Origin of the sequence: Pseudomonas jinjuensis (assembly GCF_900103845.1) — a bacterium.
GTDB lineage: Bacteria > Pseudomonadota > Gammaproteobacteria > Pseudomonadales > Pseudomonadaceae > Pseudomonas > Pseudomonas jinjuensis.
Genome location: NZ_FNIJ01000006.1, coordinates 1 through 13,798 on the forward strand (window position 1 = coordinate 1; position 13,798 = coordinate 13,798).

At 63.0% G+C, this 13,798-nt stretch carries 11 protein-coding genes; 4 read left to right on the plus strand and 7 right to left on the minus strand.

Features of this window, described 5'->3' with window-relative positions; all coding sequences use genetic code 11:
- Positions 1-232: 232 nt before the first annotated feature.
- The 3 genes from BLR75_RS26460 (at position 233) to BLR75_RS09665 (ending at position 4,394) form a co-directional block, all read left to right on the plus strand.
- Positions 233-508: a hypothetical protein gene (locus tag BLR75_RS26460; protein WP_139207011.1), complete on the plus strand. Its 276-nt coding sequence runs from the start codon at positions 233-235 to the stop codon at positions 506-508.
- 168 nt (positions 509-676) lie between these two features.
- Positions 677-2,380, plus strand: coding sequence for a BCCT family transporter (locus BLR75_RS09655; RefSeq protein ID WP_084310682.1), 1,704 nt, complete (start codon positions 677-679; stop codon positions 2,378-2,380).
- Between the two features lie 568 nt (positions 2,381-2,948).
- On the plus strand, positions 2,949-4,394 hold the full coding sequence (locus BLR75_RS09665) for a SulP family inorganic anion transporter (RefSeq protein ID WP_084310684.1): 1,446 nt from the start codon (positions 2,949-2,951) through the stop codon (positions 4,392-4,394).
- Positions 4,395-4,510: 116 nt separating this feature from the next.
- Here BLR75_RS09665 and bcaP read toward each other — a convergent pair whose 3' ends face one another.
- Positions 4,511-5,899: a branched-chain amino acid transporter BcaP gene (gene bcaP, locus BLR75_RS09670; protein ID WP_084310685.1), complete on the minus strand. Its 1,389-nt coding sequence runs from the start codon at positions 5,897-5,899 to the stop codon at positions 4,511-4,513.
- A gap of 251 nt (positions 5,900-6,150) precedes the next feature.
- Here bcaP and BLR75_RS09675 point away from each other — a divergent pair, with 251 nt between their 5' ends.
- On the plus strand, positions 6,151-6,609 hold the full coding sequence (locus BLR75_RS09675; protein ID WP_084310686.1) for an Lrp/AsnC family transcriptional regulator: 459 nt from the start codon (positions 6,151-6,153) through the stop codon (positions 6,607-6,609).
- A 290-nt stretch (positions 6,610-6,899) separates the two neighbouring features.
- Here the strand turns inward: BLR75_RS09675 and BLR75_RS09680 are convergent, their stop codons facing one another.
- From BLR75_RS09680 to BLR75_RS09705, 6 genes are all read right to left on the minus strand, one after another.
- Entirely contained in the window at positions 6,900-7,841 is a 942-nt protein-coding gene (locus tag BLR75_RS09680; protein ID WP_084310687.1) for a pirin family protein, read from the minus strand.
- 27 nt (positions 7,842-7,868) lie between these two features.
- Positions 7,869-8,432: an NADPH-dependent FMN reductase gene (locus BLR75_RS09685; protein WP_084310688.1), complete on the minus strand. Its 564-nt coding sequence runs from the start codon at positions 8,430-8,432 to the stop codon at positions 7,869-7,871.
- A gap of 913 nt (positions 8,433-9,345) precedes the next feature.
- Positions 9,346-10,410, minus strand: coding sequence for a phosphotransferase family protein (locus BLR75_RS09690; protein WP_084310689.1), 1,065 nt, complete (start codon positions 10,408-10,410; stop codon positions 9,346-9,348).
- 26 nt (positions 10,411-10,436) lie between these two features.
- Positions 10,437-11,729: an acyl-CoA dehydrogenase family protein gene (locus BLR75_RS09695; protein WP_084310690.1), complete on the minus strand. Its 1,293-nt coding sequence runs from the start codon at positions 11,727-11,729 to the stop codon at positions 10,437-10,439.
- A gap of 25 nt (positions 11,730-11,754) precedes the next feature.
- A complete protein-coding gene (locus BLR75_RS09700) occupies positions 11,755-12,525 on the minus strand; it encodes an SDR family NAD(P)-dependent oxidoreductase (RefSeq protein ID WP_084310691.1) in 771 nt (256 codons plus the stop codon).
- Between the two features lie 84 nt (positions 12,526-12,609).
- The gene (locus BLR75_RS09705) at positions 12,610-13,371 is read right to left on the minus strand and encodes an SDR family oxidoreductase (protein ID WP_084310692.1); all 762 of its coding nucleotides are present in this window, start codon (positions 13,369-13,371) and stop codon (positions 12,610-12,612) included.
- Between the last annotated feature and the right edge of the window lie 427 nt (positions 13,372-13,798).

Genomic DNA, 13,798 nt, shown 5'->3' on the forward strand with positions numbered 1-13,798 from the left:
TCTTATCTCACAAGCACCCACACGAATTGCTTGATTCGACTTGTTAAAGAGCAGTTGGTTGAGGCCTTCGCTTCAACCGAGGCGCGCATTCTACGCTAACCTCTCTTTCCGTCAAGCGTTATTTTCGAAATTTTCGTTTCTACTCAATCGCTTGCGCTTCCGTGAAGGTCGAGACCTTCGCATCAGCGGGAGGCGCATTCTACAGCAATCAGTTTCACTGTCAAGCACCTCGATGATCGTCGCCAACCACCACTCCAACCACCTCACCACGCTTAAGTGCTTGATTTTCAAGAACTTCGTCGGCGTCGTCGACTGGAGTGGGGCGCATTATAGGGACCTGGAAATTCCCGTCAACGACTTTTTTGAAAATTCTCAAACCAGGGATACGCCTGCACGACCGAACAAACGCTCATTCAGCCCAACCGGCGCTCCTTGGCAGGACGCAGCCGCAATTGGATATGCAGCGGCACACGCACCTCTGTATCTATGCGTTCCGGTGATGATTTGATGAGGATGAGTTGGCGACCGGTCGGCTTCCAACATCTTGTTGCCACATCTCAGGGCATCGATCTGAGTTCATCCAATGGTGGAACGGTTTCTCAAGGAGACACCATGCCCGGCCCTCGCTCGCCTCAGCAAGGCCGTCCACCCTTGTACAAAAACAAAAGGGGACACAATGCGCGCAGAATCAGGCCTGTTGAAAGGCCTCAACCCTCATGTAACCCTCACCTCGATAGCCACCGTGATCCTGTTCGTACTGTTCTGCGCGTTCACGGACGAACAAGCCGCGAAGACCTTCGAATCGGCCTCGACATTCATCCTCAACAACTTCAAGTGGTACTACCTGGCGCTGACAAGCGGGATCCTGTGCCTTCTGCTGTACATCACCACCAGCCGGTTCGGGCACCTGAAGCTGGGCGCCGACCACGACGAGCCCGAGTTCAGCTTCGCTTCCTGGATCGCCATGCTGTTCAGCGCCGGCATGGGCATCGGCCTGATCTTCTGGTCCGTCGCCGAGCCGATGCTGCACTACGCCAGCAACCCGTTTTCCACCGGGCTGACCGATGAATCCGCCAGCATGGCGATGCGCATCACCCTGTTCCACTGGGGCTTCCATCCGTGGGCGATCTTCGCCCTGATCGGCCTGAGCCTGGCCTACTTCGCCTATCGCAAGGGCCTGCCGCTGGCGCTTCGCTCACTGCTCTACCCGCTCATCGGCGACCGCATCTATGGCTGGATCGGCCATATCGTCGACATCATGGGCGTGGCCATCACCGCCTTCGGCGTTTCCCAGTCGCTGGGCCTGGGCGTCGCGCAGATCAATACCGGGCTTCATCAGATATTCGGCCTGCCCATCAGCATCGGCCTGCAGCTCACCATCATCCTGATCGTCACCGTCATTGCGTCCTTCTCGCTGCTGGCCGGCCTCTCCAAGGGCATGAAGCGGATCTCGACGCTGAACATGTACCTGTCGTTCGCCCTGATGCTGGTGGTCCTGGCCATCGGTCCGACCCGCTACATCCTCAACCTGATGTTCGAATCCACCGGCGACTATCTGCAGAACCTGCCGGCCCTGAGCCTGTGGATGGACACCCAGAAGGACAGCGACTGGCAGAACTGGTGGACCGCCTACTACTGGGCCTGGTGGATGACCTGGGGTCCGTTCGTGGGCCTGTTCATCGCACGCATCTCCAAGGGCCGCACCATCCGTGAACTGGTGGCGGGCGCCCTCTTCGTGCCCACGCTGGTGACCATCCTCTGGATGGCCGTCTTCGGCGGCTCCGCCCTGAAGAGCGAGCAGACCGATCGCCAGCAATATCAGCAGGCGATCACCAGCGGCGAACAGATCCAGGAACAGGACAAGTTCGAGGGAGGGGCCGTTCTCCAGGCGACCAGGAAGGATCACACCGCCGCCATGTTCACCCTGCTGGAGAAACTGGATGGCCCGGCGGTCGGTGGAGCCTTGTCCATCCTCGTCTGCCTGCTGCTCGCCGTGCACTTCGTCACCACCGCCGACGCGGGAACCCAGGTGCTCTGCACGCTGAACGCCCTGGGCAGTACCAACCCACCCGGCTGGATCAGGCTGCTCTGGTGCATCCTGGAAGGCGCCATTGCCGCCGGCCTTCTGCTGGCGGGCGGCCTCAAGGCCATCCAGATGGCCAGCATCGTGGTAGCGCTGCCCATCGCCATCCTGATGATGTTCATGAGCTATACCCTGCTCCGCAGCCTGCGCGAGGAAACGCTGGACGGCCTGTCCCACCTGCCGCCGGGTAACCGGCGCTCCGTGCAGGAGCATGCCCATGAAGGCCTCGCGCATCGTCGCGGACCGGCACTGGGTGGGACTGCAGCTGCAGCGCTAACGGCCAAGAAAGCCGGCTGATGGCGACGAGAAGCCGCCAGTCGAACCTGGCGGCTTCGGCATTTTCTGGCCCCCGTCTTTCCCGCGTCGGAATCCATCCCCCAACGCTCCACGTCCATTCAGAATGGGCAGCCCCCTACTCCTCTATCCGCCGTTCGTACTCCGGCGGCTGCTCCATATCGTCTTCCCGGCCGTTGTCGGGCTTCTGCATCGGACTGCCGCCTTGCGGCCCAGGCGATTTCTCCGGAGGAGGAACCTGTCCCGGTTGCGGCTCCTGTTCCGGCAACCAGTTGGGATCGCCCGGCCTGTCCGACGGGTGTGGCGCGGGATTCGGCTGATCGCCCCGGCCCGGGCTTTCGCCCTGCCCGGGAGTCCGCTCGGGCTGCCCCGGATTGGGCCCCTGGCCCGGCTGCCCCTGATTCTGAATACTCATGGCGAGTGCCTCTTAATAAAGAAGAGTGACATCTTGTTGAATGGGCCGGAGCCGTTGTCGTTCAGAGATAGCGACCGGTGGCAATGACTGGCCCGGCCGCCGGCATTTCCGTACCATTCCCGCCCCTTTCGATCCCAGCAGCACCTCAGGTAAGCCATGAAACCAGCCCGTCTGCGCGCCGATGTCCTGGCCGGACTCACCACATCCTTCGCCCTGGTCCCGGAGTGCATCGCCTTCGCACTGGTCGCCCATCTCAACCCGCTGATGGGCCTGTATGGCGCCTTCATCATCTGCACCCTCACCGCCCTGTTCGGCGGCCGTCCGGGAATGATCTCCGGCGCGGCCGGCTCGATGGCCGTGGTGATAGTCGCGCTGGTGGTGCAGCACGGCGTGCAGTACCTGCTGGCCACCGTGCTGCTGGGCGGGCTGATCATGATCGCCTTCGGCCTGTTGCGCCTCGGCAAGCTGGTGCGCATGGTGCCGTACCCGGTGATGCTCGGTTTCGTCAACGGATTGGCGATCATCATCGCGCTGGCCCAGATGGAGCATTTCAGGGCCGGCGAAACCTGGCTGAGCGGGACCTCGCTGTACCTGATGCTCGGCCTGGTGGCGCTGACCATGGCCATCGTCTACGTGCTGCCGCGCCTGACCCGCGCCGTACCCCCGGCGCTGGTGGCGATCCTCGGCGTGGGCCTGCTGGTCTACCTGCTCGGCCTGCCGACCCGCACCCTCGGCGACATGGCGCACATCGCCGGCGGCCTGCCCGCCCTGACCCTGCCGGAAGTGCCGTGGAACCTGGACACCCTGCGCATCATCGCCCCCTATGCGCTGCTCATGGCGATGGTCGGCCTGCTGGAAACCCTGCTGACCCTGAACCTCACCGACGAGATCACCGAAAGCCGCGGCTATCCGGATCGCGAGTGCGTGGCGCTGGGCGCGGCCAACATGGTCTCCGGGCTGTTCGGCGGCATGGGCGGCTGCGCCATGATCGGCCAGACGGTGATCAACCTCAGCTCCGGCGGCCGGGGCCGTCTCTCCGGTGTGGTCGCCGGGGTGATGATCCTGCTGTTCGTGCTGTTCCTTTCCCCGCTGATCGAACGCATTCCGCTCGCCGCGCTGGTCGGGGTGATGTTCGTGGTCGCCCAGCAGACCTTCGCCTGGGCCTCGCTGCGGGTGATCAACAAGGTGCCGCCGAGCGACGTGCTGGTCATCATCGCGGTGACCGTCATCACCGTCTTCACCGACCTGGCGACGGCGGTGCTCTGCGGCATCGTCATCGCCGCGCTGGAATTCGCCTGGAAGCACGCCCGCGAACTGTACGCCGACAGCCACCTGGAAACCGACGGCAGCAAGCTGTACCGCATCCACGGCACCCTGTTCTTCGCCTCGACCACGCCCTTCCTCGAACAGTTCGACCCGGCGGGAGATCCGGCGCAGGTCACCCTGGACTGCCAGCATCTGAGCTTCGTCGACTACTCGGCCATCGCCGCGCTGAAGACTCTGCGGGAACGCTATGACAGGGCCGGAAAGCACCTGCGGGTGGTGCATCTGTCGGAGCGCTGCAAGCAGTTGCTGAAGCGGGCGGGGATACAGCACGGGTGAGGACTGCCGAGTACGCTAGCTGACGTTTTCCCCAGCCCTGGCGTTACGGCCCTTCCGCATCCCTGTCGCCCGCCCCATCCTGCGTGCCAGCGGCTTCGGATGGGGCGGGCCGGGTGTCAGTTCAGCAGGGAACGCTTGCGTGCGTAGCCGAAATACACCGCCAGGCCGATGAGGAGCCAGCCGCCGAAGGCGATCCAGGTGGCGGCCTGCAGGAAGGTCATCAGCGTGAGGCAGAAGCCGATGGCCAGCAGCGGCACGACGGGGACGGCCGGGCAGCGGAAGGCCCGCGGGAGATCCGGACGGTTCTTGCGCAGCACCATCACCGCGACGGCGATGAGGCAGAAGGCAGCCAGGGTGCCGATGTTGATCAGCTCGGCGAGGACGCTCAGGGGAACGAGCGCGGCCACCAGGCCGAACACGATGCCGACCATCCAGGTGGCGAAGAACGGCGTGCCGAAGCTGGGGTGAACGCTGGCCAGGCGCTGGGGCAACAGACCATCGCGCGACATGGCGAAGATGATGCGGGTCTGCCCGTAGGCCATCACCAGGATCACCGTGGTCATGCCGAGGATGGCACCCAGGTCGATGAAGCCGGCGAACCAGTTTTCGTTGGCGCGCTGCAGCGCCAGGGATACCGGGTGGTCCACGCCGAGGAACTCACGGTAGGGAACGATCCCCGTCATGATCATGGAGACCGCGACGTAGAGAATGGCGCAGGCCGCCAGCGAACCGATGATGCCGATGGGCAGGTCGCGGTCCGGGCGTTTGACCTCTTCGGCCGCCGACGATACGGCGTCGAATCCGATGAAGGCGAAGAACACCAGAGCCGCTGCGCTGAAGATGCCGCTGTAGCCGTAGGGTGCGAACGGCTGCCAGTTGGCCGGCTGCACATGGTTGGCACCCACCACGATGAACAGCAGGACCACGGCGATCTTGATCGCCACCATCAGGTTGTTGATCCGCGCCGATTCGCGAATGCCGAACGACAGCATGGCGGTCAGGCCGATCATGATCAGGAACGCGGGCAGGTTGATCCAGGTTTCCACGCCGGGGACCGCCCCCGGAGCCGCCGTGAGTTCAGCCGGCAGGAAAATCCCGAAGCCGCTCAGCAGCGACTGGAAGTACCCGGACCAGCCCACGGACACCGCTGAACTGGCCAGGCCATATTCGAGCATCAGATCCCAGCCGATGATCCAGGCGACCAGTTCGCCCAGGGTGGCGTAGCTGTAGGTGTAGATGGAGCCGGCAACGGGTACCGACGAGGCGAATTCGGCGTAGCAGAGCGCGGCGAAGGCACAGGCCAGGGCGGCGATGACGAAGGAAATGGTCAGGGCGGGACCGGCGGTCAATGCCCCCGTTCCGGTCAGCACGAAGATACCCGTACCGACGATTGCACCGATGCCGATCAACACCAGATCGAAAGGCCCGAGGACCTTCTTCAATCCGCCAGGTGCCTGGCTGCTCATGACCATCGCATCGAGGTTCTTGGTTCTGAATAGGCTCACAGCTGCCTCCGGGGGCTACTTGTTCTTGTTGGGCTGAGGCGGCCTGTCTCCGTGCCGAAGACGTGGTGGAAGGGACATCAGCGCTGCGGAGAAAGCTCGGGCCGTGGCTGAATGTTATTTTTTTGATCAGGAAATGTTCTTTCCTTTTATTTTGTTTTTTCCTGTTTCTGGTTAATAAAATTATCCAATCCCCCCAAAGCGCAGAGCTGACGCGGGTGAGGCGGACCGGACCATCAACGGGAGGACAAGGCATGGCAGAACTGGACAGCATCGATCGGGCGATCCTGGAAATACTTCAGATCAATGGCCGGCTGACCAACGCGGAGGTGGCATCCAGGATCAACCTGTCGCCACCCGCCTGCTGGAAACGGCTCAAGCGCCTGGAAGAAGAGGTCATCGTCGGCTATCACGCCACCTTGAACCAGGAAGCCCTGGGACTCGGCCTTTTCGCCTTCATCAGCATCACGCTGGACTCCCACTCCGAGGAGGCGATGCAGAAGTTCGAACAGGGCATCCAGAAACTGCCGAACGTAGTGGCCTGCCACACCGTCTCGGGGCGCTACGACTACCTGCTGCAGGTCGTCGTGAAGGACATGGCGGCGTTCCACGAACTCGCCCTGCATCGCATCCGCCCCCTGGGCAACGTCAAGGAGATGTACACCGGTTTCTCGCTGAAGGAGATCAAGCGCTCGCCCTGCCTGCCCATATAGCGACTGACCGCAACCGGTGCCTCCGCTGTCGCCGGTGTGCCGGGGAAGGGCTTGCCATGGCCTGGCAGTAGCGGAAGCGGTGATTCTTGCGCGAAGTGGCAGCGCCTCTCCGGAAGGAGGGGTCATCAACTTCTCGGAACAGGCTGGTGGGGTAATCAACTATCGAGCGGTACTCGTCGGCCTTGGTGTTGCCACGAGCGTCGTACTCACGGGCCCGGAGCGGCGGCCAAATCCCAAAAGACGAGCAGAAGGTGTCGCTCGGCGATACGAGCATCCATTCTCGAAGGGGCTCATGCCCGCCAGGGAAGAGGCGGTGCAATCAGACGCGGTCCATCGAATCCGACCACCTCGCCGAACCTCGCACTCCCCTCCTCCCATTCACGCTGGGCCAGGGCGATCTCCTCCCTGCTGTGCCCCACGAAGTTCCACCACAGGAAGATTTCCTCCGTGAACGGCACGCCACCGAGCAGGACGGCCCTTGCCCCGGCGGGAGCTTCCAGCTCGAGCGACTCCAGTCCCCGCCCGAGATAGGCCAGTTCGTTCGCGGCGAAAGCCGTGCCATTCACCCGCCATTCGCCGATCAGGGGCAGGACGCAATATTCGAAGCCGGGATCGAGATTCAGCCTGGTGCTCGCAGCGTCGTTCGCCGCCAGATCGAGACCAACCAGCGGCGAGAAGGTAGCGGCCGGCGAGGTGCGCTGTTCGAAGCTCCCGGCGAGGAGCGTGAAACCGAAGCCCTCCGACTGCCACCGGGGCAGATCGGCATGGTGAGTGAACACCGGCGCTCGTTCGCGCTCAGACGCCGGCAAGGCAATCCACAACTGCACGGCATGCAGACGGCTCTCGCCTGGCAGGGTCTCTTCGGTGTGGGTGATCCCGTAACCGGCGGTCATCAGGTTCACCTGGCCAGGACGGATCACCTGGGCATTGCCCAGACTGTCGCGGTGAAGCACTTCGCCTTCGATCATCCAGGTGAAGGTTTGCAGGCCGATATGCGGATGTGGTCCCACGCGCAAACCGTCGCCGGATTCGAAGATCGCCGGGCCGGCATGGTCGAGGAAACACCAGGCGCCGACCATGCGCCTATGGCGTGAGGGGAGCAACCGGCTGACCGGGATTCCGCCGCCAATCTCGGCAGCGCGGGCGACGATTCGCTGTATGGACCGATTGCCATCGTTCAACGGACAGTCGTAGGAGGATGACAGTTCGCATTGTGTTTCGTGGGTGCTCATCGCTTGGTCTCTCTTCTCCGGGGCTGCTTATTTCCGGTGACTCAAGGTCCAGTCCTGGAGCGCCATGAGCAGTCCGCGGAGATACTCGCGGGTCGTCTCGTCGGTGAGGCGGCCCCGGTCATCGAACACCTTCTGGGCGGTGGAGATCATCAGTTCGGGCCGGTTGAGCGGGCGCATGTCCAGGAAGACCATGCTCTGCCGCAAGTGGTACTGCGCCCTTGCCGTGCCGAAACGACCGGCACTGGCCCCCATCAGGGCGACAGGCTTGCCGGCGAATGGTTGATCCGGCGGACGCGAAACCCAGTCGATGGCGTTCTTCAGCACCCCTGGCACTGAATAGTTGTACTCCGGCGTGGCGATGAGCAGCGCATCGGCAGCCCGGATCTGTTCGCGCAGGTGCTCGACGGCGGGAGGAAAGCCTTTCGCGTAGACATCCTCGTCATACAAGGGGATCTCCGTGATATCCGCCAGTTCGATTCTCATGCCCGCCGGCGCCAGGTTGCTGGCCTCCCGAAGCGCTGCGGTGTTGAACGAACCACGCCGCAAACTGCCGGAGATACCCAACACATTGATCCTGGGAGATTCATTCAAGGCAGCTCTCCTCACATGAACGGTTTGCCAGAGATGACGACCTTCGGTCAGCACCTTCCCGGAAATCGGCCATCCTGGCCATTGCAGCCGAACCGCGGCCCCGCAATTCCACTGCGGAGATTGAAAAGACTAGTCAACGACCTGGCCTGCGATGCGACCTTCAGTCGCCAACGGAAGCAACGGTAATTCCGCAACGAAGCCCTTGGTAGGCCTATCAGCCAGCTCTCAGAGTTCCATTCCGTGAACACTGGACTCCACAGCTCCGGCAGGCATTTTCCCGCTGTCGATGGCGTAGCTCCTTCGAAGAGCCAATGGAAGTCATCTGAAGCCGATCTGGATATCAGCCAAGTCGCCTATTGAATGGTGCGGAGGGGGGGAGTCGCCAACGGTGTGCCTCCTGGAAAGATTCGGTATTAATTCTGATGCGTCATTTCTCGCTCAGGGGCTACTTACCGGTCAGGTCTCCGCAGGAGCGCCGTATGCTCCAGAGCGCTTTTCAGGAAGAAGCTTAGTTTCGCCATAACCATTGCCTCCGGGCTGAGTTTGAATTGAATTACTCATCCGAAGAGCTGGCCGGTTACCCCCGAGCGAAAAGACTGCAAAGAATGCCAACTACACCTTGACGACCAGGTCCGGAGTGAATCGTTCTGAGCGCATTTTGAGCAAGTTTGCGCACGTCGCTGAAACAAAAAGCTCAAGCTGCTAAGTGCTTGAGCTTCTTCGAGAGTTTGGGTGGGACGGAGTGATTCTAACACTCTACCCCTCGCACCCCATGCCAGTGGTCGACCTCGTAACTCACTGATTTTTCTAACATAACCTAGGGCGCTCGCTGCAACCGATGTCCTACGCAACCTGACGGTTTTCAACGACTTCCCGCAAAAGTCCCTGACCGGGATGGCACGTCCTGCTGCCATTAGGGACGACCGGCGATCCACTGCGCGGCGCGCTCGAACAGCCTTTGCGCGGTAGCGTGGAGTTGCTGGCCAATCTCGCGCGGAGCCTTACCGGCGCACGCACGGGCATGGGTACCTTCCAGAACGATGCCCAGTTTGTAGCAGGCCAGCACGGCGTACCAGTGCACATTGTCCAGGTCTCGCTGGCTGCCCTTGGCGTACCGGGCTACCAATTCATCGGCCCTGGGGAAGCCCACCCAGGGTTGGGGTGCTGCCGGCCCAGCGGATACACCATTGGCGTCCGGCCAGGTAGCCAGCATCCAACCCAGATCGAGCAACGGGTCGCCCGCCGTGGTCATTTCCCAGTCGACGACCGCGGCCAGTGCGGGGCCATCCTTGCGGAACATGACATTGGCCAGATGGTAGTCGCCGTGCATCAGCCCCGGCAGGAACGACTTCGGCCGCTTCTCCTCCAGCCAGCGGCCGATACTTGCCACATCACCCAGCGCTGCCGTGCCGGTCCACCCGGCGTACTCGGCGTAACCGTCCAACTGTGCCTTCCAACGCGGTACCTGACGCTCGAGGAATCCGTCGAGCCTGCCCAGATCGGCCAGGCCAACGCCCTTCAGATCCACCCGCCCCAAGGCCGCCGCGCCATCCGCCAATGCCAAACCCATGGCGTGCCGGATGGCAGGATCGCTGGCGTGCAGTTCCGGCATCTCGGCGCAGGCGTTGAAGCCCTCGACCGGTTCCATGAGGTAAAAGGCCGAGCCCAGTACCTCAACGCTTTCACAGCCGGCGATAAAACCGGCGTGCGGCACCTCGGTGTCCTTAAGGGCCGCGAGCACCCGCATCTCGCGGCGCATGGTGCTGTTGCCATCGACCCGCGGATGCAGCGGCGGGCGGCGCAACACGAAGTCGCGCCCGCCACGCTGAAAACGCAACAGCAGATTCTGGGTGCCGCCGGCCAGCGACTGCGCACCGACGATGGGGCCCTCACCCAGCCCCTGCTCATCCATCCACCCGATCAGCCGTTCAATGTCCACTAGTGCCTGCCAGCGCAGGCCGTTTGCCAGATCACTCATCACTCATCCCTCTTGCATCGGATAGGTCACAGCACTGCCTGCAAGTCTTCGAGGGAATCGCCGTACAGGCCGAGAGCTCTTTCGCGCTGACGCGGCAGGTGATAGGAGGGGAACAGATCGGTCGTCGGCTGGTAGCCGGCCAGCACCTCGCGCGCCACAGTGACCTTATGCACTTCGGTGGGGCCGTCGGCGAGGCCGAGGAAGAAGGAGTTGATCACGCTGTGCACGAACGGCATCTCGTCGGAGACCCCGATCGAACCATGCAGGTGCAGGGCTCGTGCCGCGATGTCGTGAAGCACCTTGGGCATCAGTGCCTTGACCGCGGCGATATCCTTGCGCACCCGCTTGTAGTCCTGGTGCTTGTCGATCAGCCAGGCCGTGCGCAGCACCAGCAGGCGGAACTGCTCCAGCTCCATCCAGCTGTCGGCGATCTTGTCCTGCACCAGCTGCTTCTTCGCCAGGCGCTCACCCTTGGTCACCCGCGAGAGCACACGCTCGCAGGTCATGTCGAGGATCGCCTTGCACTCGCCGATGGTGCGCATCGCATGGTGGATACGGCCGCCGCCCAGGCGGGTCTGGGCCACCACGAAGGCCTGGCCTTCGCCACCGAGGATGTGGTCGGCCGGCACACGCACGCTGTTGTAGCGAAGGTAGCCATGGGTGGGCACCTTCTCAGAGGCGAAGCCTACGTCGCGGATGATTTCGAGGCCGGGCGTGCCGGCCGGGACAATGAACATCGACTGTGCGGAAATCAACGGTGCATCCGGATCGGTCACCGCCATGACAATGAAGAACTCCGCGAAGCGTGCGCTGGAGGAAAACCACTTCTCGCCATTGATCACCCATTCGTCACCGTCACGCACCGCGGTGGTGGTGAATACCTGCGGATCGGCGCCGCCCTGGGGCTCGGTCATCGAGAAGCAGGAAACGATCTCGCCGGCCAGCAACGGCTCGAGCCAGCGCTTCTTCTGCTCGGGCGTGCCGAAGTGGGCGAGGATTTCGGCGTTGCCACTGTCCGGCGCCTGGCAGCCGAAGACGATCGGTGCGAAATCGGAGCGGCCGAGAATCTCGTTCATCAGCCCCAGTTTCACCTGGCCGAAGCCCTGCCCGCCAAGCTCGGGGCCCAGGTGACATGCCCAAAGACCACGGGCCTTGACCTCCTGCTGCAACGGCCGCACCAGGCGAATATTGGCTGGGTTCTTCACGTCGTAGGCGCAGTCCAGCACATGGTCGAGGGGCTCGACGCGGGTACGGACGAATTCATCGATCCAGTCGAGTTGCGCCTGGAATTCGGCATCGGTTTCAAAAGACCAGCTCATGGGTAGTTCTCCAGAAAAATCAGGGTCAGGCCAGGGTCAGGCCGCCGTCGACGATCAAGGTCTGTCCGACGATGTAGGAGGCCAAGGGCGACGCGAGGAAGACGACGGCACCGGCCATTTCCTCGGGAAGCCCGGTACGGCCGAGCGGGATGCGGCCAAGCAACGCGGCGAGGCGCGTCGGGACCTCGGTGGTTACCTTGGTCAGCTTGGTCTCGACCAGCCCGGGAGCGATGCCGTTGACGCGGATACCCTCGCCCGCCCAGGCCTCTCCGAGGCTGGCTGTCAGGCCGACGACCGCGTGCTTGGAGGCCGAATAGGCCGGGTTGCCACGCGCGGAACGGAAACCGGTGGTGGAACTGAGAGTCACCACCGAACCCCGGCTCTCGCGCAGCATCGGCTGGAACTTCAGTGCGCAGGCCATCTGGCTGGCCAGGTTGACCTGCACCACCTTGTCGAAGCCTTCCATGGCGAACTCGGCGCGCTTGTAGAGGACGATGCCCTGGGCAAGCACCAGTACGTCGAGACGCTCAAAGGCGGGCTGGGCGGCCTCGATGGCAGCCTGGGTGGACACATCCACCTGGGCGTAGTGCAGGCCTGTCAGGTCGGAGCCCTCGTCCGGGTGGTAGTCGCCGGCCCCGGCCCGTGTGCCCCAGACGTGTACCTCGGCACCGAGGCGGCGGAAGGCCTGGGCGATGCCATTGCCAATACCGCTGGAGCCACCGACCACCAGCACGGTCTTGCCGCTGAAGTCGAGGGCGGTGGCGAAATTCGGGGGAATGGGAGACGAAATTGTCATGCTGTGTACAGTCTCTTCAGATGGAGTGGAACACCGGTTGCTCCGCCGGCATCGCCGACGCGATGGTCGTCGCATCCGCCGCGGTCAGGCGGCGGTCATGCCGCCGTCCACCGCCAGCGCCTGGCCGGTGGTGAAACTGGCGCCGTCGCTGCACAGGAACAGCACGGCGGCGGCGATCTCTTCGGGCTGCCCCACGCGACGAATCGGGTGCATGGCGGCGGACCGCTCCGGTATTTGCGGGTCGTGCTCGGCCATCTGCCGATACATCGGTGTGTCGATCACTCCAGGACAAATGGCATTCACCCGGATGCCCTTCTTCGCGTACTCAATCGCTGCCGACCGGGTCAGGCCAATCACCGCATGCTTGGAGGCCGCGTAGATACCCATCTTCACCACCCCCTGCAGGCCGGCGACCGAAGCCGTGTTGACGATGGCACCACCGCCCTGGGCGAGCATCTGCTGCAGCTGGTGCTTCATGCACAGCCAGACGCCCTTGACGTTGGCGTCCATGATGGAGTCGAACACGGCCTCGCTGCTGTCGGCCATGCGTCCCTTTTCCCGCTCGATACCCGCGTTGTTGAAGGCGTAATCGAGTCGGCCGTAAAGGCCCACGGTCCGTTCCACCAGCGACTTCACCTCGGCTTCGCTCGCCACATTGCAGCGAACGAATGCCGCCTCCCCTCCATTCTGCCGGATCAGCCTCACCGTCTCCTCGCCCCCTTCGACGTTGAGATCGCTGACAACCACCTTGAGACCTTCGGCAGCGAACGCTTGGGCGGTCGAGCGCCCGATGCCGCCTGCCGCGCCAGTGACCAGGGCGACCTGACCAGAGAAATTCATAACCATGCATTGCTCCTGTGGGCGGCGCCTGGCGCCGCTGTTGTCGTGAAACTCCGGACCTCCGGCGACGTACGAATCATGCGAAGTACCGAGTGCAGTACGGCATCCGTTGCAATGAGAGCGCTGAACAGCCGGCGAGCCACGGTGATCAGAGTTCCCAAGGCCCCCCGCCACAGACCAGGGTCTGCCCGGAGACATAATCGGATTCGGCTATGCGCAGCAGGTACACCGCGACCAGAACCGGTGACCAGAGCCACTTTGCCTTCAGGCCTTTTCATCATTCTTCCTCGTTCTGGAACTGTGGACGCCCCCTGGCAGCAGCCACGCGGGGAGTCACGCGACACCGTGCCTCCGGATCGGCCAGAAAGGCTTGCGTAACGCGGTTTTCAGTACCTTGCCGACAACGGACAGCGGCAGGCTTTCGCCAAACCCG

What these genes read in the sequence shown, in the direction of transcription:
- BLR75_RS26460 (WP_139207011.1), top strand. Translation starts at nt 233, where the DNA reads ATGATCGTCGCCAACCACCACTCCAACCACCTCACCACGCTTAAGTGC.
- BLR75_RS09690 (WP_084310689.1), bottom strand. Translation starts at nt 10,410, where the DNA reads ATGAGTGATCTGGCAAACGGCCTGCGCTGGCAGGCACTAGTGGACATT.
- BLR75_RS09680 (WP_084310687.1), bottom strand. Translation starts at nt 7,841, where the DNA reads ATGAGCACCCACGAAACACAATGCGAACTGTCATCCTCCTACGACTGT.
- BLR75_RS09655 (WP_084310682.1), top strand. Translation starts at nt 677, where the DNA reads ATGCGCGCAGAATCAGGCCTGTTGAAAGGCCTCAACCCTCATGTAACC.
- BLR75_RS09705 (WP_084310692.1), bottom strand. Translation starts at nt 13,371, where the DNA reads ATGGTTATGAATTTCTCTGGTCAGGTCGCCCTGGTCACTGGCGCGGCA.
- BLR75_RS09675 (WP_084310686.1), top strand. Translation starts at nt 6,151, where the DNA reads ATGGCAGAACTGGACAGCATCGATCGGGCGATCCTGGAAATACTTCAG.
- BLR75_RS09700 (WP_084310691.1), bottom strand. Translation starts at nt 12,525, where the DNA reads ATGACAATTTCGTCTCCCATTCCCCCGAATTTCGCCACCGCCCTCGAC.
- BLR75_RS09665 (WP_084310684.1), top strand. Translation starts at nt 2,949, where the DNA reads ATGAAACCAGCCCGTCTGCGCGCCGATGTCCTGGCCGGACTCACCACA.
- BLR75_RS09695 (WP_084310690.1), bottom strand. Translation starts at nt 11,729, where the DNA reads ATGAGCTGGTCTTTTGAAACCGATGCCGAATTCCAGGCGCAACTCGAC.